The following is an 18727-nucleotide window of genomic DNA, read 5'->3' on the forward strand; positions in this document are numbered from 1 at the left end:
GCGAATTAAGGACTTGTTAAGAGGCTCGGCTCCGGCTTTGCTGAGGTTCGAGAAAGCTCGTGGGGCGCGTTCCAAGGTGGGACGCGGGAAGCGGGCTCGGAGCCGTTCATGTTCGAACTGGGCCGCGAGCTGAAGCGCTTCTTCGCTTCCGAGAAGGCGAAGGCGCCGACCGATGGCCTGACGGGCGGTGACTCCTCTCTGCTGGAGCTGCTTGACTGCCGCTTGCTCGCCCAGGAGGCCAAGGCCTGCGACGTGGCCGCTGGCCGCATCAGCGCCAAGGACAAGCCGCGGCGCCGTCTCGAGGCGGCGATCGTCTGGCGCGAGGTCGCGCGTCGCACCGGTGACCCGGTGGCCCTGCGCAAGGCCGCAGCGTCCGCCGAGACGGCCGCCGCCGGCTTCGAGGCCGTCCGCCGCACCGACGGCTGGGCTCGCGCCCGCTGCGAACAGGCTTTCTGCGCGCTGCTGGGCGCCGAGATCTTCGGCGATCCTGGCCTGAACGCGGCCGCCGAGGTGGCCTTCCGAGAGGCCCGGGGGGTGGTGAAGGGCGGCCTGGCCGCGCCCCTGGCCGACGTCGGCCTGACTGCCATCGAAGGTCGGCGCGTGATGGACAAGGCCGACGCCGCTGAGGCATGGGCCCTGGTCGCCCGCTTCAGCCAGCCGATCGCTGCGCTCGACCTGATTGCCAAGCGGGTGACCGCGGCCCGCGCGCTTGCCGCCGAGGCCCGGCTCATCCGCGCGGACCTGATGGCCGGGTTCGGCGCCCGGCTGAAGGACGGCGACCTGATCGACGCCGCCGCCGCGGAGGCCGCCGCCGCCGGCGAGCGCCTGGACAACGCCTACGAGCCGCTGACCTGGGTCCGCGCCAAGATCATGCACGGCCAGTCCCTGGCCCTGAAGGGTGAGGCCGTGGGCGACGTCGACGCGCTGGCCGCTGGCGCAGGCGCGCTGGCTATGGCGCTGGACAACCTCAATCGCGAGCACAGCCCGCTCGATTGGGCCCGCACACAGGTGGCGCTGGCCCAGGCGTTGCAGGCGCTCGGCGAAGCCTCCGCCGATCCGCGCGCGTTCGAGCACGCCGTCAGCTGCTATCAGCGCGCCGATCTGGTGCTGCGCGACGCGCCAACCCTGGCGCTGCGCGGCCAGGCGGCGGGCGCGCGCGCCGTGTGTCTGGCCCGTTCGGCCGAACTCACCGGTGATGGCGCCGTGCTGGACGCCGCCGAGGCGGCCATGAAACTCGAACTCGCCAAGCTCTCGCCGCGCCGCGACCCGGTTGGCTGGGCGCTGGCGCAACTGCATCTGGCCCGGCTCTACGAGGCCCGCATCGGCATGACCGGCGCCGATCACGGGGACCGCGCCGCCGCCCTGATGGCGTTGGACGCCGCGACGGACGTCTTCGCCGACCACGGGCTGCGCTCACTGACGGTGCTGGCCACCGACGCGACCGCGCGCCTCAGCGCCCCCGCCACCACTTGAGGCCGGTGCGTTCGAGGGCTTCGAGGAGGGCGTGCAGAGCCACGCCCATCGCGCCCAGCACCACCAGGGCGGCGATCATGCGGGCGGTCTGCAGCTTGTTGGAGGAGTCCAGGATCTGCCAGGCGAGGCCGCGCACGCCGCCGCTGCCCGCGCTGAACTCCGCCACCACCGCGCCGATCAGCGCCAGGCCCGCGCCCACCTTGTGGCCTTCCAGAAGGAAGGGCACGGCTGAGGGTAGCCGCAGGCGCAGAACCTTCTGCCAGCGGCTCGCGCCATAGAGGCTGAAGAGGCGCTCCAGGTCCGGATCGGCGGATCGCAGGCCCGACACCGCGCCGGAGAAGATCGGGAAGAAGGCCACCAGCACGGCCAGCGTCACCAGCGCCCGCTGCGGATGGTCGAGGCCGGCCCAGATCAGCACCAGCGGCGCGATCGCGATCACCGGCGTCACCTGCACCACCGAGGCCAGAGGCCGGATCGCGCGGTCCAGCAGCGGGCTGAGGGCGGTGATCAGCGCCAGGGCCTGGGCGATCAGGCTGGCCAGCACCAGGGCGATCACCGCGGTCGAGACCGTGCGCCAGCCGGCCGCGATGAGGACCGCGAGGTTCTCCTTGAGGGAAATGGCCACCGCGGACGGCGGCGGCAGGAAGTAAGAAGGGACGTCGAGGGCGCGGCAGGCGACCTCCCAGACGAGCAGCAGGAGCGCCGTCAGCAGCAGGGGCGCGACGAGGCGGCTCATGCGGCGACGCCTTCCGCCAGCGCGGCGGAAACCTGCTCGACGGCAGCGCGGAAGCCCGGCTCGGTGCGGAAGTGGGGTGGGCGCGGCATCGCGCCGGAGGTGGCGAAGTCGCCGACGATCCGGCCGGGGCCTTTGCTGAGCACCACGACCCGCGATGCCATGTAGACCGCCTCCTCGACGTTGTGGGTGACGAAGACGATGGCTGGGCGGGTGGCGGCCCACAGGTCCAGCACGTCGTCGGCCAGCGCCCGGCGGGTAATCTCGTCGAGGGCGGCGAAGGGCTCGTCCAGCAGCAGCAGCTTTGGGTCGGTGACGAGGGCGCGGGCCAGCGATACCCGCATGGCCATGCCGCCGGACAGCGTCACCGGCCGGGCGGCCTCGGCGCCGGCCAGGCCCACGCGGCCCAACGCGGCGTCGGCGCGGCGGCGCGCCTCGGCGGCGTCGACGCCCGCGAGCTCCAGCGGCAGCGCGACATTGGCGCGGGCCGCGAGCCAGGGGGCCAGCGTCGGCGCCTGAAACACCACCGCCGTCTCGCCGCGGCCGGGGGCGCGGGTGACCACGCCGCGCGAGGGCGCTTCGAGGCCGGCGAGCAGGCGCAGCGCCGTGGACTTGCCGCAGCCTGAGGGGCCGACGAGCGCCAGCGTTTCGCCCGGCGCGATGCTGAGCGACACCGGGCCGAGCGCGCGGCCGCGGGCGTAGTCGACCTCGACGTCGGTGAGGGTGGCGACGGTCACCTCTTGCCTCCCACGCGAGGCGGGGAGGTCGATTCCCGCGCACCCATCACTTCGGCGCGAACTGCAGGGTGTAGGCCCGCTTCGGGTCCAGGGTCTTGGGATAGAGGCCCTGGGCGACGCCGGCGTCGAAGAAGGCCTTCCAGTCGGCTTCGGTCATGGCGCCCAGCGGCTGGCCCTTGTCGCCTTCGACGATCCGGTAGGACTTCAGCTTGGCGCGGGCCTGGTCGAGGACGTCCTGGGTCATCTCGGGATTGTCCTTGCGGATCAGGGCGTCGGCCGCGGTCGCATCGCCGTTCAGGTAGTCATGCCAGCCCTTGGCGGAGGCCTCGACAAAAGCCTGCACGGCGGCGGGGTTTTTGGCGATCAGGCTGTCGGTGGCCAGCGCCAGCGTGGCGTAGCCGGCCATGCCTTCGTCGGCCATCAGGAAGACCTTGGGCTTCATCCCGGTCTCCTTCTCGATCGTGTAGGGCTCGCTGGTGACATAGCCCTGCTGGGCGGAGCGTTTGTCGGCCAGGAAGGGCGCGGAGCTGAAGGCGTACTTGCGCACCTGGTCATCGGTGAAACCGTACTTGGCCTTCATCCAGACCCAGACGGTGGAGACCGAGGCGTCGGAGAGGAGGATCGGGTGGCCCTTGAGGTCGGCGACGGTCTCGATACCGGCGTCCGGATGGGCGATGAGCACCTGCGGGTTCTTCTGCATGAAGGCGGCCACCGCTTTCACCGGGGCGCCCTCCTGGGCCAGATTGGCGACGATGTAGGCGTTGGAGCCGACGCCCATGTCGACGGCGCCGGCGGCCATCAGCTGCGGCACGTTCACGCCGGGGCCGCCCTGGATGATCTTCACGTCCAGGCCGCGCCGGGCGTACTCGCCTGAGGCCTGCGCCTGGTAGAAGCCGCCGAGTTCGGCCTGCGCCTTCCAGTCGGTGGCGAAGCGGATAACGGTGGGCGCGCCGGCCGGCCTGGGGGTCTCGGTCTTCGGCGAACAGGCGGCCAGCACGACGGCCGTGGCCAGCACGAGGTTACGCAACAGCTTCATGGGGACCCCTCGACATGAGCGGTCGAGGGTAGGGCGCAGCGGCGGCGGTTCCAAGGGGCAACCCCGCATAGCAAGAGGGCGGCGCTCCGGTTGCCCGGGGCTCCGCCCTCTATACAGATCCGTTGGGGGACCTGCGCCTCTAGGCCAACGGCCAGTTTCGTCTCGGGTCGCCCCGTTTCGTCCGTGGCCGCGATGCCAAACCTGCCGGTTTCAAGTCCCGGGTCGCCCCGGTGTTGAACGCCTTGGGCCGGACACTCCGCTCGCTTGCTTGGGGTCGGCTGTCGCCAGCTTCTCCGTCCGCCGCGCCGCAGTTCCTGTCGGCAAGAGGACGGTGCGCCCGAAGCTTTTGTGACGCAAGCGAGCCCGCGGGGCCGGCTGTGTCGCGAGTGTCGAAATGCGGTGATCAACGGGTGGATAACTGACGCCGGCGCGTCGCATTCCCATTGTGAATCAGCGGGAAAACTTGGTCCACAGGAAACGGAGGCGGAGCCTCAGCGACCGGATTCCAGGGCCTCGCGGCGCTCTTCCAGAGCCATCCATTCCGTTTCTGCCGCGGCGAGTTGGGAGCGGGCGGCTTCCAGGGCGCGGCTGTAGCGTTCGAACCCCGCCGGGTCGCGGCGGTAGAGGTCCGGATCGGCCATGGCGGTCTCGAGGGCGGCGATCTTGCCGGGCATGTCGTGGACCAGGGCCTCGAGCTCGGCCAGCCGGCGCTGGTCCTTGAACGACAGCTTGGCGGCAGCCTTCGCTGGCGGCGGCGGGGACGTCGGCTTCGCCGCGCCGCCGCGGGCCGGCTCGCGCGCGACGCGGCCGCCGAAGAAGCCGGGGTTCTGGCTCAGGAAGTCCTGCCACCCGCCCGGCGTCTCCACCGCCCGTCCTGTCCCATCCAGGCCGATGGTGGAGGTGGCGAGGCGGTCGATGAAGTCGCGGTCGTGGCTGACCAGGATCAGCGTGCCGTCGTAGTCGGCCAGGAGATCCTCCAGCAGGTCCAGGGTGTCCATGTCGAGGTCGTTGGTGGGCTCGTCCAGCACCATGACGTTGGCGGGGTGCGCGAGCGCGCGGGCCAGCAGCAGGCGGTTGCGCTCGCCGCCCGACAGGCTCTTCACCGGCTGGCGCAGCTGCGCCTCGGTGAACAGGAAGTCCTTGGCGTAGGAGATCACGTGCCGCGGCTGGCCGCGCACCAGCACGTGGTCGCCGCCCAGGGGGAGCAGGACGTCGCGCAGCGTCATGTCGGCCTGGAGCGTGGCGCGCGCCTGGTCGATGTAATTCACTTCCAGGTTGGTCCCCAGCTTGATCTCGCCGCTGTCGGCGGGGATCTCGCCCAGCAGCACCTTCACCAGGGTGGTCTTCCCAGCCCCGTTCGGCCCGACCACCGCGACCCGGTCGCCGCGCAGGATGCGGGTGGAAAAGCCCTTGAGCAGGACCTTGTCGCCGAACGCCTTGGAGACGCCCTTGGCCTCGACGACGCGCTTGCCGGACACGCCGGAGCTGGCGATGCCCATGTTCAGTTCGGCGCGGGTGTCCTTCAGCCGGTCGACCTTGTCTTGGCGCAGGCTGTCGAGCCGGCGGCGACGGCCTTCGTTGCGGGCGCGGCGGCCGGTGACGCCGCGGGCCATCCAGTGCTGTTCCCGCTCGATGTAGCGGTCCAGGCGGCGCGCTTCCTCGGCTTCGGCGGCGGTGATCTTCTCGGCCCACTCGTCGAAGGCGGCAAAACCGTCGTCCAGGCGCTTCACTTGGCGGTACTCCAGCCAGAAGCAGCGCTTGGTCACCCTCTCCAGGAAAGCCCGGTCGTGGCTGACGATCAGGGCGGCGGACTTGGAGGCCGCGAGCTCTGCCTCGAGGGTCTCGATGGCCAGGATATCCAGGTGGTTGGTGGGCTCGTCCAGCAGGATGACGTCCGGCTCCTCCGCGAACGCGCGGGCCAGCGCCGTGCGCCGGATCTCGCCGCCAGAGAGGCCGGTCGCGGCCTTGGCCGGGTCCAGACCGAAGTCGGTGAGGGCGGCCTCGCCGCGGTGCGCGGGCGCGCCGCCGGCGGTCACGTGATCCAGCAGCGTGGCGCCAGTGATCTCTGGCTCCTGCGGGACGAAGGCGATGGTGGTTCCCGCGGTGACGTTGCGCTCGCCGCCGTCCGGCTCGATCTGGCCCGCCAGTATGCGCAGCAGCGTCGACTTGCCGGCCCCGTTGCGTCCCACCAGGCAGGCGCGGACGCGCGCGTCGATGGCCAGGTCGACGCCGTCGAACAGCATCAGGGGACCGTCCGCCAGCCGGACGTCCTTAAGGGCGAGGATCGGCGCTCTCATGGGGGCGCTGACATAGAGGTTGCGGGCCGCGAAGCAAGTTCGCGCTTCTGTCGCGCCGCCTGCGGGCCTACACCCCGGCGATGTCCGGCGAACCTTTCTGGCGGCGCAAGACGCTCGAGCAGATGACCACCAAGGAGTGGGAGAGCCTGTGCGACGGCTGCGGGCTCTGCTGCCTGGTGCGGTTCGAGGACGAGGCCACCGGCCAGGTGTTCCCGACCCGGGTGCACTGCAAGCTGTTCGATCCCGACGCCTGCCGCTGTTCGAACTATGCCGCCCGCCACCGGCATGTGCCCGACTGCATCAAGCTGACGCCGCACAACATCGAGGCGCTGGAGTGGATGCCCAAGAGCTGCGCCTACCGCCGCCTGCACGAGGGCCGCGAGCTGGCCGACTGGCATCCGCTGATCACGGGCGACCCGGAGAGCACGCACCGCGCCGGCATCTCCGTCCGCGGTCAGACGATCAGCGAAGAGGTGCTGGCCGACCCGGAGGACGCGCTGGACTTCGCGGCCTGGGACCTGATCGTGGAGCGGGGGGAGGACTAAGCCGGCGCTGGCCCGAACCGGTTGGAATTCGGGTCGCTGCGGACAAGGGCCAGTGAGAAGAGAAAGCCGAAGTAGACGGCGAACGCGGCCAGGATCGCAACGTCCGCTACATACTCATTGAGGCCGAGGGCTTGGATCCAGGACGGCTCTGCCAGCGCCAAGAGAGCCGTGGTCGCGGCCAAAGGCGCAAGCTGCCACCAGCCTGATCGCCCCAGGTCGTGCAACCGCCGCGCTGAAAGCGTGAACGTGAGCCAGAGCAGCAGAAATTCAGCGACGATCGATGTGGCCCCAATGAAGGGAAATACCAACGGAATGGCATACGCTACGGCCTGCGCGAGCAGGTGGAGCGCCCAGCCGCCCGCTAGCACGAGTATCATCGTCACGGCGTAACGCGTCCGCGCTACCCGTCCCGTGAACCATATTTGTCGCTTCAACGGTTCCATGACGCCCCAAAGAACAAAATCAGAACCTGGGGAGCGTGGCAACCCTGTTGCCTAATGATCACACACCGCCTTGCGTGACGGGACCCGCGAGCCAATCTAGTACTCACACCTTCGGCATGGTCATTCAGGGATTCTAACGAGCTTGGCGCGCGACCCCTATCAGGAGCTGGGCGTCCTTCGGACCGCCAGCGCGGGCGAGATCCGCAAGGCGTTCCACAAGCTCGCCAAGGAGAATCATCCCGACACCAACCCCGGCAACAAGGCCGCCGAGGAGCGGTTCAAGAAGGTGAGCGCCGCCTTCGACATCATCGGCGACGTCGAGAAGCGCAAGAAGTTCGACGCCGGCGAGATCGACGCCGACGGGCGCGAGACCTTCGGTGGCGGTTTCGGCGGGGCGCGTGGGCCGTGGGGTGCGCAGCCCGGCGGCGGCTTCGGCCAGGGCGGCCCGGGTGGCCGAGGCGGGTTCCGCACCGAGACCTTCGAGGGCGCCGACCTTGGCGACATCCTGGGCGAGATGTTCGGCGGCCGCGCCGGCGGCGCGCGGCCCGGCGGCGCGGGTGGTGGGTTCGGCGGGTTCTCGCAGCGGGGCGCGGACGTCCGCGCCAAGCTCGACATCGACCTGGTCGACGCCATCCGCGGCGGCAAGCAGCGGATCGCCTTCTCCGACGGCCGCACCATCGACGTGACCATTCCCAAGGGCGCGCAGGAGGGCCAGACCCTGCGGCTGAAGGGCCAGGGCTCGCCCGGCCGGGCGGGGGCCGGCGACGCCTTCATCGAGATCGGCATCAGCCCGCACCCGCTGTACCGGCGCGAGGACGACGGCCTGGTGATGGACCTGCCGATCACCCTCTATGACGCGGTGCTGGGCGGAAAGGTCGAGGCGCCGACGCCGGACGGCCCGGTGACGCTGACCGTACCCAAGGGGACCAACACCGGCGCGCGCCTGCGGCTCAAGGGCCGGGGCATGCCCGACGCCAAAGGCCACCGCGGCGACTTCTACGCCCGCCTGGTGGTAACGCTGCCGGACCCGCCGGACGCCACGCTGGAAACCTTCGCCGCGGAGATGAAGGCGAAGCGACCGTACACGCCGAAACGGCGGTAGAGAGGTCGATCAGAGCCAGATCCGAAGGCTTGCCGCCGAAGGAGCGACGAACCTCTGCTGGCGGCTCGGCAGCGCCGAGCCAGCGGGATGGGACGTCGCCGACCTGGGCCCACGCGATCGACGGCCGGAAGCGGTCTTTGCCTGGCTCGCTCGACGGAACGAAGCCGTTGGCAGACCCAATCCGGGCGGAAGGCGTCTGCGATGATCTCGACGATCTTCAGCGCCCCCGCCAAGTCCTGCCACCCAAGGCGCGCGCGTCGTCTTTTGCGCGACGCTGACGCACTGTGTACGGGCCAACGGCTAGGCTTCAGGCTAACGTCCGGTTAGATCAGCGTTCAGCGGGGGTTCAGTACCGCTCGCGTAACTGGGGTCGCATGAGACGCGTTCTCGCCATCGCCGCGCTGATCGCAACCGTCGCCGGCCCGATGGCCGCGGCGGCGCAGGAAGGCCGTCCGGTGCTTGGCGCCGGGCGCGGGGACCAGGCCCAGGCCCGCGAGGGCGCCAAGTCCGGGCGCCAGGTCCCGCTGTCGCGCGTTCTGGACATGCTGCGTGCGCGCTATCCGGGCCGTCACTTGAACACCAGCATGGGTGCGCAGGGCGGCCGGGGCGCCTATTTCGTCCAGTGGCAGATGGCTGACGGGCGGGTGGTCGTGTTTGTCGTCGACGCCGAGAGCGGCCAGGTGATCGGCCGCCAGGGCGGCTGACGTATTGAAATCCGAAGGAGAGGAAACGCCCCGTGCGCATCCTGCTTGTTGAAGACGATCCGGACCTGTCGCGGCAGCTCAAGCTGGCGCTGGCCGACGCCGGCTATGCGGTCGACCACGCCCCCGACGGAGAGGAAGCCCAGTTCCTGGGCGAGACGGAACCCTATGACGCGGTGATTCTGGACCTGGGGCTGCCCAAGGTTGACGGGGTCTCCGTGCTGGAGCGCTGGCGGCGCGAGAACATGGCCACGCCGGTCCTGATCCTTACCGCCCGAGGGGCCTGGAGCGAGAAGGTGGCCGGGTTCGACGCCGGGGCCGACGACTACCTGACCAAGCCGTTCCACACCGAGGAACTGCTGGCCCGCCTACGCGCCCTGTTGCGCCGCACCGCCGGGCACGCCTCGCCCAGCCTCAGTTGCGGCGGACTGCGCCTGGATCCGCGCGCTGCCCGGGCCAGCGTGAACGGCGAACCGCTGCGGCTCACGTCGCTGGAATACCGGCTGCTGCACTACATCATGATGCACCAGGGCCGGGTGATCAGCCGCACAGAGCTGGTGGAACATCTGTACGACCAGGACTTCGATCGCGACTCGAACACCATCGAGGTGTTCATCGGCCGGGTGCGCAAGAAGATCGGCGCCGACCGCATCGAGACGGTGCGCGGCCTGGGCTATCGCCTGGTCTGCCCCGCCGACGAGGTGGACGCCGAAGCCGCCAAGACGTGAGCCGGCCCGCGTGAGTTTCTGGGGGGGCACGCTCCAGCGGCTGCGAACCCCCTCGCTCGCGCGCAGGCTGGTGATCCTGGCCGTCGGCTGGAGCTTCGCGGCCCTGGTGATCTCGGCGTTGGTGCTGGCGCTGCTGTTCCAGCAGGCCGCGCTGCGCCGGTTCGACGCCACCCTGTCCGACCTGATCGACAACCTGATCACAGGCACCACCATCGAGGAGGGGCAGGTGATCGCCCCGGCCCTCACCGACCTACGGGCGCTCAGGGCCTATTCCGGGCGCTACTGGGAGATCGCCGAGCCGGGGCCGGATGGACGGCTCAGGGCCATTGAGGGTCTGACCTCGCGCTCGTTGTTCGACGCCGAGATCCCCACGCCACCGGACCTGGTCCAGCGCCTGCGCGCCAATCCCCGCAAGGCCATCGCCTTCGAGACCGCCGGCCCGCAGGCGGGTGAACGGATCCGCGTGGTGGCCCGCTGGACCCGCTTCTACGGGCGCGAGGCGCCGGTGGTCTACATGGCCGCCGAGGACCGCGGCCCCATCGACCGGGAAGTGCGCAACTTCGTCGCCGCGACGGCCATCGCGTTTTTGTTGCTGGGCGGCGGACTGATCATCGCCGTCGTCGTGCAGGTGCGGGTGGGCCTGCGGCCGCTGTTCGCCCTGCGCCAGGAGGTGGCCGAGGTGCGCCGCGGCAAGGCCGAGCGCCTGGAGGCTGACTACCCGTCCGAACTCAAGCCGCTTTCCGATGAGCTGAACGCGCTCGTGGCCCACAACCAGGAGACCGTAGAGCGCCAGCGCACCCATGTGGGCAATCTGGCGCATGCCCTGAAGACCCCGATCTCGGTGATGATGACCGAATCCAGCCAGCGGCCGGGCCCCTTGGCCGAGGTGGTCACTCGGCAGGCCGACATCATGCGCCAGCAGGTCGACCACCACCTGCGCCGCGCCCGCGCCGCCGCCCGCAGCCAAGGGCAGGGCGAACGCACGTCCGTGCCGGAGGTGCTGGACGAGCTGGCCCGCACCCTGGCGCGGATCTTCCGCGACAAGGGCGTCGCCATCGACTGGGACGCCCCCGAGGACCTCTGGTTCCAGGGCGAGCGGCAGGACTTCATGGAGATCGCCGGCAACGCCATGGAGAACGCCGGCAAGTTCGGCCGCGCCAAGGTGCGGGTACGCGCCGCACCGCTGGGCCCGGAGAGCCTGCGCCTGACCGTGGAGGACGACGGGCCGGGGCTGACCGCCGATCAGCGCGAGGAGGTGGTGCGCCGGGGCGCTCGCCTCGACGAGAACGCGCCGGGCTCGGGGTTGGGGCTGTCGATCATCGACGAGCTGGCGCGCGCCTACCGCGGCGTGTTGCAACTCGGGGACTCCAGCCTGGGCGGCCTGCGCGTCACCGTTGACCTGCCGCGCGCAGAAACCTGAAAAGGCCAACCTTCGGAAAGCCTTAACCGGCAAGAAGGCATGGTCCATGGGCCTGTAGAGTCCTTTGGAGCCGACACGTCCATGGGCGCGCTTTCCGAGCGCAAGATCGAGATTGTTCGGACGCTGGTGGAAACCGCGCCGGACAAGGTCGTGGGCAATCTTCAACAGGCCCTGGCCAAGACCTCCGACGACAGCGTCCTGGGCGGTGTGCGCCGGCTGGTGGAACTCGAGTTCCAGGACCGCACCCTCCGCAATACCGTGCTGGGGCCAGTCGCCCCGATGTGCATGGCGAGCAGCGATCCGCGGGTGATGAGCTTCCCGCCGCTTGCCTTCGCCCTGATCTGGCGGGGCCTGCGCCGCATCGAGCCCGACCTGATCGAACTCGCAGCCAATCCACCGGAGGGCGGCGTCGCCCAGGCGATCCTCGCGGTCCAGGACAAGCTCGCGGCCATCGCCGCCAAGGGCCTGCGCGAACGCGAGGTTCCGGAGTTCCGGACGGCGGCCGAGCTCTGCGAGGCCCGCAGGCCCGGTTCGGCGGAGGTGCTGGCCAGCTGCCTCGACATCGCCTCCGTCGTGCGCAAGGCCAACCAACGCCTGGCGGAGTGGGTCACTCATCCCGGCGGCGAGACCTCCGCGGCCTCGCGCCTGGCCTACAAGGACGCCGTCGAAATCGCCGAGGACGCCGGCCCACGCTTCTTCCACATGCTGGCGGCCCAGATGGCCCAGCCGTGGATGGTCCTGCGGGTCATCTCGGCGGTGATGGACAAGCCCACCGAGCGCTACCTGCGAGACTCCGAGCTCTCCAGCTTCGGCGAAGGGGTGCTTGAGGACATCGACAAGGCGCTGGTGGAAATCGGCGGCCTCAACGCCGACGAAGGGCCTGCCGCCGGCCGCGCCGCCGCCAAGCGGGCCGAACTTATCGTCCAGCAGATCCTCGAGCTCGAGACCTGCATGGACCTGCAGCGCGACCAGGGATGGGGCCTGCGGATCGTGAAGCAGCGCGCCAGCCTGGCCAGCGTGGTCGAAGGTCGGCTTAGGGAGGCCGACAAGGCCGCCATCGAGGCCCTGCCCATGCAGCCCGCCCGAAATGCCCGCGTCCGCCGCGCCGCGCCCAAGGTCTCGGCGCCGCCCGAGACACGGCTGGTGGCGCGCGCCATCACTCTGCTGTCCTTCTCCGACGAGCTGCGCACCACGGCCAACTACGGGGGTTTCTCGTCCACCCGCGCCAAGCTGGTGGAGAAGCTGACCGAGCATGTCCACCACTACGTGGAAGAGGTGCTGGACTTGATCCATACCGGGGAGGCGGAGCCGATCGAGAACGCTGCCGCCTTCCTGGAGGTGGCCGCCGAGTTCAGCGAGCTGCTCGCGGGAGACAAGGCCGCCGAACTTGTGCGTCGCCGAGCCCACGCGGCGATCCACCCTGAAGCACACATGGAAGCCCAGGCGTAGGACGCCTTCCCGACGAGTGAACAGCGTGGACGGCTCAGCCGCCGACGGCCCCCTCGCGCGGCGGCGAGGTTTCGGCTACACGCGCGGCTATGTTGCTGTTCTGGTGTGTGGCCGGCGTGCTCGCCGCGGTCGCTGCGGGTCTGATCCTGTTGCGATCCGCCGGAGCTTCGCGAGAGGCCGGCGCGCTCGATCCTGCGCCCGCACTCTACCGCCGCCAGCTGTCGGAGATCGACGACCTGGCGGAACGCGGCCTGATGGGCGAGGCGGAGCGTTCGGCGGCGCATGCCGAGGCCGGGCGCCGGCTGCTGGCGGCCACCGATGCGCCGGTCCAGTCCTGGGGCGCGGATCCCGGCGCGCGGCGGGTGGCGCTGTTGGCCGCCGCGGCGGCCCCCGCGCTTGCCCTTGCGCTCTATCTTTCGCTGGGCTCGCCGGGGACGGCCGACCAGCCGTACGCTGAACGCCTGGCCCGTTGGCAGGGGGCTGACCTCAACACCCTGACCGCGCCGGAGATCGCCGCGGTCCTGCGCCAGGCGGTCGCCAAGCGGCCGGGCGAGGCCGAGGGCTTCCGGCTGCTGGGCCTTGCGGAGAACGCGGCGAACAATCCGATCGCGGCGGTTCGCGCCCTGCGCAGCGCCGCGGCGCTGGCGCCGGAGCGTCCCGAAGTCTGGCTGATGCTGGGTCAGGCCGAGGTCGCGGCGGCCGGCGGCAAGGTCAATGCCGGTGCGCAGGCCGCCTTCGAGCGCCGGCTGGCCCTGGCGCCCGGGGACCCGACCGCACGGTTCTTCCTGGCCGGCGCCAAGGCCGACGCCGGCCGCACGGGCGAGGCCATAGCCGACCTGACGGCGCTGGCCAGCGACCTTCCGGACGGCGAGCCGCGCCAGCAGGTCCGCGCGCAGATCGCCCGGCTCGAGGGCAAGCCGACGCTGGGCGTCGATCCGCAGCAGTTGGCGATGATCGAGGGGATGGTCTCGGGGCTGGCCGCTCGCCTTGCGGCCAATCCGGATGACGCGGAAGGTTGGGTGCGTCTGGTGCGCGCCTATGCTGTGATGGGCGACACCGGCAAGCGGGACGCAGCCTATGCTTCGGCTCGCGCCCGCTACGCCAAGGCGCCCAAGGTGCTTGAACAATTGGATGAGGCCGCGCGCGCGGACGTGAACCGATGAGCTTCCTGCCGAAATCCCGCAAGGCGCGCACGCGCCTGCTGCTGCTGTCGATCATCGCCCCGGTCGTCGCCGTGGCCGTGGGCCTGGCCCTCTTCGGGATGCGGGACTCGATTTCGTTCTTCTACACACCCTCCCAGGCCGCCGCGGCCAAGCCGGAGCCGGGACGGGCTATCCAACTGGGCGGGCTGGTCACCGAGGGTTCGGTGGTCAAACACCCGGACGGGCGCGTGGAGTTCACCGTGCGCGACAACATCTCCGCCGACCGGGTGGTCTTCCAGGGCGACCTGCCGGACCTGTTCCGCGAGGGGCAGGGGATCGTCGCCGAGGGAGCCTACCGCGCCGACGGGGTGTTCGAGGCCAAGCGCGTGCTGGCTAAGCACGACGAGACCTACATGCCCAAGGAAGTCGCCGACGCGCTGAAGGAACAGGGCGAGTGGCGCGGCAAGGGCGCCCCCCCGCCCGCATATGGGCCACCGGCCTACGGCGACAAGACGGGGCGCGGCCCGACGTGATCGCCGAAGCCGGCGCCTTCGCGCTGATCCTGGCGCTGGCGCTCTCGATCGCCCAGGTCGGGCTGTCGCTCGCCGGCCGCGTGCGCCGCTCCGCGCCGCTGGCCGGGGCCGGTGAAGGCGCAGCGCTGGCGGCGTTCGGAGCGGTTGCGCTGGCCTTCGCGGCCCTGATGCACGCCTTTGTGGTCTCGGACTTCTCGGTGGCCAACGTTGCAATGAACTCGCACACCGAGAAGCCGCTGATCTACCGGGTGGCCGGGACCTGGGGCAGCCACGAAGGCTCGATGCTGTTGTGGTGCTTGGCCTTGACCGGGTTCGGCGCAGCTGCGGCGGGCCTGGGCGGCGGCCTGCCACGGGGCCTGCGTGCGCTGACCGTGGCCACCCAGGGCCTCTTGGGAACAGTGTTCCTGGCCTACACGGTGTTCGCCTCCAATCCGCTGGCCCGCGTGCTGACGCCGCCGGTGGAGGGCCGTTCGCTGAACCCACTGTTGCAGGATCCGGCGCTCGCCGTGCACCCCCCGTTCCTCTACGCGGGCTACGTGGGCATGTCGGTGGTGTTCTCGTTCGCGGTCGCGGCGCTGATCGAGGGACGGGTCGACGCCGCCTGGTCCAGGTGGGTCCGGCCCTGGACACTCGCGGCCTGGAGCTGCCTGACCGTCGGCATCACGCTCGGGGCCTTCTGGGCCTACTACGAACTGGGCTGGGGCGGCTGGTGGTTCTGGGATCCGGTGGAGAATGCCAGCTTCATGCCCTGGCTGATCGCCACCGCATTGCTCCACTCGGCGGTTGTCACCGAGAAGCGTGGGGCGTTGGCCGGCTGGACGGTGTTCCTGGCGCTGGCGTCCTTCACGTTCTCCATGCTGGGCGCCTTCCTGGTGCGCTCGGGCGTGCTGACCAGCGTGCATGCCTTCGCGGTGGACCCGACCCGGGGCGTGCTCCTGCTGATCATCCTGGGGGTCACCGCCGGCCTGGGCTTCACGCTGTTCGCATGGCGTGCGCCGAGCTTCGCGAAGGGCGGCCTGTTCGCCCCGATCAGCCGTGAGAGCGCGCTGGTGCTCAACAACATCCTCCTGGCGGCGGCGACGATGACGGTCCTGCTGGGCACCCTCTATCCGCTGATCCGCGAGGCCATGACCGGCGAGGCGATCTCGGTGGGGCCGCCCTATTTCGGGCTGACGTTCACGCCGCTGATGGTGGCTCTGCTAATCCTCGTGCCCGCCGGCCCGCTGCTGGCCTGGAAGCGCGGCGACGCGCGGGGTGTGGTGCAGCGACTGTGGGTGGCGTTGCTGGCCTTTGCGGCGGTGGCCCTGCTGACGGCCCTGCTCGTGGCTCCGCGCAAGGTGCTCGGCGCTGCGGGCGTGGGCCTCGGCGGCTGGTTGGTGGTTGGTGCCCTCACCGAGATCGTTGAGCGCACGCGCGCCTTCCGCGTCCCTGCGGCGGAGAGCTGGCGCAGGCTCACCGGCCTCCCGCGCGGGGCCTGGGGCATGACCCTCGCGCACCTGGGCCTCGGCGTCTTCGTCATGGGTGCGGTGTTCGAGACGGCGTGGAAGGTGGAGGCGGCCGAGGCGCTGCAGGTGGGGGGGGCGCTCGACATAGGCGCCTACCACGTCCGCCTGGACGGCGTGCGCCCTGTCACGGGGCCGAACTACGACGCCGATCGCGCGGAAATCTCGGTTACCAAGGACGGCAGGGCGGTCTGCCGGGTCCATCCCGAGCGACGGCAATTCACCGTGGACGGCCAGACCACCTCGGAAGTCGGCCTGTGCTACCGCGGGGCCAGCCACATCTACGTCGTGCTGGGCGAACGGCGTCCGGGCGTGGGAGCGGCGTGGCTGGTGCGCGCCTACTGGAACCCCTGGGCCAGCCTCATCTTCCTCGGGCCCGCGATCATGGCCCTGGGCGGCGTTGTCTCGCTCAGCGACCGGCGGCTGCGCCTGGCCGTGGGGCGGCGGCGGGAGCGGGCAGCGTGAGGGTCCGGGCCCTCCTGGCGGCCCTTGCCGGCGTACTCTGCGTGGCGGCGGCCTCCGATCCGGCCGAGCGCCTGGCCGACCCCGCCCAGGAGGCCAGGGCGCGGGAAATCTTCCGCGATGTGCGCTGCCTAGTGTGCCAGAACGAGTCCATCGACGACAGCGAGGCCGACCTCGCCCGGGACCTGCGCCTGATCGTCCGCGAGCAGGTGAAGGCCGGCCGAAGCGAAGGAGAGATCAAGGCCTTCCTCACCGAGCGCTACGGCGAGTTCGTGCTGATGACCCCCAGCTTCTCGGCCAGCAATCTCCTGCTCTGGAGCGGCCCCTTCCTCGTGGTGCTGGCGGGGGCTGTGCTGTTGTTCCTGCGCCTGCGGAGCCGAGCGCCTGACGCCGAGCTCACGCCCCTGGAAGCCGAACGCTTGCGCGCGCTCAGCCGGGACGAAGCCAGCTGACACCTTCCTGCCCCAGATTGGACGTGAAGGCATGCCTAGGGTGACCTAAACGTAACTTGAGGGGCGTTGCACTTCGGCGCATCCGCCCTAGTTTGAACGAGCGCGGCGTGTTTCCCGGCCGGCGCAGGGACCTGAAAGACTGATGACGACGAAGAAGACCGGTTACCTCCTGGGCGCCATCGCCGGCGCCGGCGTGATGGCCGCCGCCGTGGCGGGCGCGGGGATGCGGCTGCCCGCAGCCCATGCGGAGCTCGCGCCCGGGCTGATCAAGGCCTCGACCGCGCCCATCTTCGCTCCGCCCCCGGGCGCACCGCTGTCCTTCGCCGACATCTTCGAGCGCGTCTCGCCGGCGGTGGTCTCCATCAACGTGACCAGCCGGGTCGACCCGGCCGCCCTGCGCCAGATCCCGGGCTTCGGGATCATCCCGCGCGGCCCGCAGCTCGGACCCGACGGCGGTGGCGAGGACGAGGGCGGCCGCACCGAGCAGGGCCAGCCGCGGCTGCCGACGCAACGTTCGTCCGGCTCGGGCTTCTTCATCTCCGCCGACGGCTATGTCGTCACCAACAACCACGTCGTGGAGAACGCCGAGAGCATCAAGGTGGTGCTGAAGGACGAGAGCGAACTGGAGGCCGAAGTCGTCGGGCGCGACGAGGCCACGGACCTGGCGGTGCTGAAGGTGAAGGGCCGGCGCGGTCCGTTCCCGTTCGTGAACTTCGAAGGCGCCGGCAAGCCGCGGGTCGGCGACTGGGTGATCACCGTCGGCAACCCCTTCGGCCTGGGCGGCACGGCCACGGCCGGCATCGTCTCTGCGTATGGCCGCGACATCGGCGAGACCTTTGTCGACTACATCCAGATCGACGCGCCCATCAACCGCGGCAACTCCGGGGGTCCGACCTTCGACGTCTACGGGCGCGTGATCGGGGTCAACACCGCGATCTTCTCGCCGTCCGGCGGCTCGGTGGGCATCGGGTTCGCGATCCCCGCGGAGGTCGCGGACGCTACGACCAAGCAGCTGATCAATGGCGGGAAGGTCGAGCGCGGCTACATTGGCGCGACCATCCAGAACTTTACCGCCGAGATGGCGGAGGCCCAGGGCCTGGGCGACCAGAAGGGCGCCATCGTAGCCGACATCTCGGCCGGCGGGCCCTCGCAACGCGCAGGGCTGCAGGTGGGTGACGTGGTCACCTCGGTGAACGGGACCAGCATCAAGAGCTCGTCGGAGCTGACCCGTCAGGTGGCCCGCGTGCGGGCAGGCGAGCTGCTGCGCCTCAGCGTCATCCGCGACGGCAAGCCGCGCGTGGTCGAGATCCGTTCGGGCGTGCGCCCGTCGGAGCGCGAGCTGGCGGCCAACGACAACACCCCCGGCGCCGCGGGCCGCACCCCGCCAGGCGTGGTGGCGCCGGCCAAGGCGCCCGTGCTCGGAATGTCGCGCGGGGCGATCGACGAGCCGACGCGCACCCGGCTGAACCTGCCACCCGAGGTGCGAGGCGCCCTGGTCGAGCAGGTTGATCTCGCCTCCGACGCCGGAACCAAGGGCGTGCGTCGTGGCGACGTGATCACCCGCACCAATGATCGCACCGTGGCCGCTCCGGCCGACGTGGCGGCCGCCGTCGACGCCGCCAAGAAGGCCGGCCGCACCAACGTGGTGGTGTGGGTCTATCGCAACGGCCGCACCGCCTTCCTGCCGCTGAAGGTTTCGGGGTAGGCTTCCGATCCTGAAGAGGGCGGGAAACACATGCGGATCCTGATCGTCGAGGACGACCTTGAGGCGGCCGAGGCGATGGCGCGGGGCCTCAGCGAGGCGGGCCACGATTGCCTCCGCGGCGCTGACGGGGAAGAGGGCCTCGCGGCCGCGCGGGGGGGCGGATTCGACGTGATGGTCGTCGACCGTATGATGCCCAAGATGGATGGCGTCCGGCTGGTGGAGACCCTCCGCCGCGAGGGCGACCGCACACCGGTGCTGTTCCTGTCC

At 70.6% G+C, this 18727-nt stretch carries 17 protein-coding genes and 1 pseudogene (1 of these 18 running past the window's edge); 13 read left to right on the plus strand and 5 right to left on the minus strand.

Annotated features, from left to right (window positions below):
* Positions 1 to 108 precede the first annotated feature (108 nt).
* The gene (locus QZV94_RS00190) at positions 109 to 1473 is read left to right on the plus strand and encodes a hypothetical protein (RefSeq protein WP_293675771.1); all 1365 of its coding nucleotides are present in this window, start codon (positions 109 to 111) and stop codon (positions 1471 to 1473) included.
* Here QZV94_RS00190 and QZV94_RS00195 read toward each other — a convergent pair.
* From QZV94_RS00195 to QZV94_RS00210, 4 genes are all read right to left on the minus strand, one after another.
* Complete coding sequence (locus tag QZV94_RS00195; RefSeq protein ID WP_293675772.1) at positions 1451 to 2209, minus strand: ABC transporter permease; 759 nt, start codon at positions 2207 to 2209, stop codon at positions 1451 to 1453. The genes QZV94_RS00190 and QZV94_RS00195 overlap by 23 nt on opposite strands.
* On the minus strand, positions 2206 to 2943 hold the full coding sequence (locus QZV94_RS00200) for an ABC transporter ATP-binding protein (RefSeq protein ID WP_293675773.1): 738 nt from the start codon (positions 2941 to 2943) through the stop codon (positions 2206 to 2208). The genes QZV94_RS00195 and QZV94_RS00200 overlap by 4 nt, the downstream gene beginning before the upstream one ends.
* Positions 2944 to 2989: 46 nt before the next feature.
* A complete protein-coding gene (locus tag QZV94_RS00205) occupies positions 2990 to 3979 on the minus strand; it encodes an ABC transporter substrate-binding protein (RefSeq protein ID WP_293675774.1) in 990 nt (329 codons plus the stop codon).
* A gap of 491 nt (positions 3980 to 4470) precedes the next feature.
* The gene (locus QZV94_RS00210) at positions 4471 to 6276 is read right to left on the minus strand and encodes an ABC-F family ATP-binding cassette domain-containing protein (protein ID WP_293675775.1); all 1806 of its coding nucleotides are present in this window, start codon (positions 6274 to 6276) and stop codon (positions 4471 to 4473) included.
* Positions 6277 to 6356: 80 nt separating this feature from the next.
* Between QZV94_RS00210 and QZV94_RS00215 the strand changes: the two genes are divergently transcribed.
* Entirely contained in the window at positions 6357 to 6821 is a 465-nt protein-coding gene (locus QZV94_RS00215) for a YcgN family cysteine cluster protein (RefSeq protein WP_293675776.1), read from the plus strand.
* Here QZV94_RS00215 and QZV94_RS00220 read toward each other — a convergent pair.
* Positions 6818 to 7264: a DUF805 domain-containing protein gene (locus QZV94_RS00220; protein ID WP_293675777.1), complete on the minus strand. Its 447-nt coding sequence runs from the start codon at positions 7262 to 7264 to the stop codon at positions 6818 to 6820. The two genes, QZV94_RS00215 and QZV94_RS00220, sit on opposite strands and share 4 nt — an antisense overlap.
* A gap of 142 nt (positions 7265 to 7406) precedes the next feature.
* On the opposite strand from QZV94_RS00220, the gene QZV94_RS00225 reads away from it, so the two are divergent.
* The 11 genes and pseudogenes from QZV94_RS00225 to QZV94_RS00275 form a co-directional block, all read left to right on the plus strand.
* Positions 7407 to 8366, plus strand: coding sequence for a DnaJ C-terminal domain-containing protein (locus QZV94_RS00225; protein WP_293675778.1), 960 nt, complete (start codon positions 7407 to 7409; stop codon positions 8364 to 8366).
* A gap of 374 nt (positions 8367 to 8740) precedes the next feature.
* Positions 8741 to 9070, plus strand: a complete 330-nt coding sequence (locus QZV94_RS00230; protein WP_293675779.1) for a hypothetical protein — start codon at positions 8741 to 8743, stop codon at positions 9068 to 9070.
* 32 nt (positions 9071 to 9102) lie between these two features.
* Positions 9103 to 9795 carry a response regulator transcription factor gene (locus tag QZV94_RS00235; RefSeq protein WP_293675780.1) on the plus strand — a complete coding sequence of 231 codons (693 nt, stop codon included), beginning with the start codon at positions 9103 to 9105 and terminating at the stop codon, positions 9793 to 9795.
* 10 nt (positions 9796 to 9805) lie between these two features.
* The gene (locus tag QZV94_RS00240; RefSeq protein WP_293675781.1) at positions 9806 to 11215 is read left to right on the plus strand and encodes an ATP-binding protein; all 1410 of its coding nucleotides are present in this window, start codon (positions 9806 to 9808) and stop codon (positions 11213 to 11215) included.
* A gap of 81 nt (positions 11216 to 11296) precedes the next feature.
* Positions 11297 to 12664 (plus strand): hypothetical protein, encoded by a 1368-nt coding sequence (locus tag QZV94_RS00245; RefSeq protein WP_293675782.1) that lies wholly within the window; start codon positions 11297 to 11299, stop codon positions 12662 to 12664.
* An 89-nt stretch (positions 12665 to 12753) separates the two neighbouring features.
* Complete coding sequence (ccmI, locus tag QZV94_RS00250; RefSeq protein WP_293675783.1) at positions 12754 to 13827, plus strand: c-type cytochrome biogenesis protein CcmI; 1074 nt, start codon at positions 12754 to 12756, stop codon at positions 13825 to 13827.
* Positions 13824 to 14339, plus strand: a complete 516-nt coding sequence (gene ccmE / locus QZV94_RS00255) for a cytochrome c maturation protein CcmE (RefSeq protein ID WP_293675784.1) — start codon at positions 13824 to 13826, stop codon at positions 14337 to 14339. The genes ccmI and ccmE overlap by 4 nt, the downstream gene beginning before the upstream one ends.
* Complete coding sequence (locus QZV94_RS00260; protein WP_293675785.1) at positions 14336 to 16306, plus strand: heme lyase CcmF/NrfE family subunit; 1971 nt, start codon at positions 14336 to 14338, stop codon at positions 16304 to 16306. The genes ccmE and QZV94_RS00260 overlap by 4 nt, the downstream gene beginning before the upstream one ends.
* Positions 16303 to 16755: a cytochrome c-type biogenesis protein gene (locus QZV94_RS00265; protein WP_293675786.1), complete on the plus strand. Its 453-nt coding sequence runs from the start codon at positions 16303 to 16305 to the stop codon at positions 16753 to 16755. Before QZV94_RS00260 ends, QZV94_RS00265 begins: the two co-directional genes overlap by 4 nt.
* Before the next feature lie 142 nt (positions 16756 to 16897).
* Entirely contained in the window at positions 16898 to 18460 is a 1563-nt protein-coding gene (locus tag QZV94_RS00270) for a Do family serine endopeptidase (RefSeq protein WP_293675787.1), read from the plus strand.
* 30 nt (positions 18461 to 18490) lie between these two features.
* Positions 18491 to 18727: pseudogene (locus tag QZV94_RS00275) on the plus strand (response regulator transcription factor); it runs 421 nt beyond the window's last position.

This window comes from uncultured Phenylobacterium sp. (assembly GCF_902826855.1).
GTDB lineage: Bacteria > Pseudomonadota > Alphaproteobacteria > Caulobacterales > Caulobacteraceae > Phenylobacterium.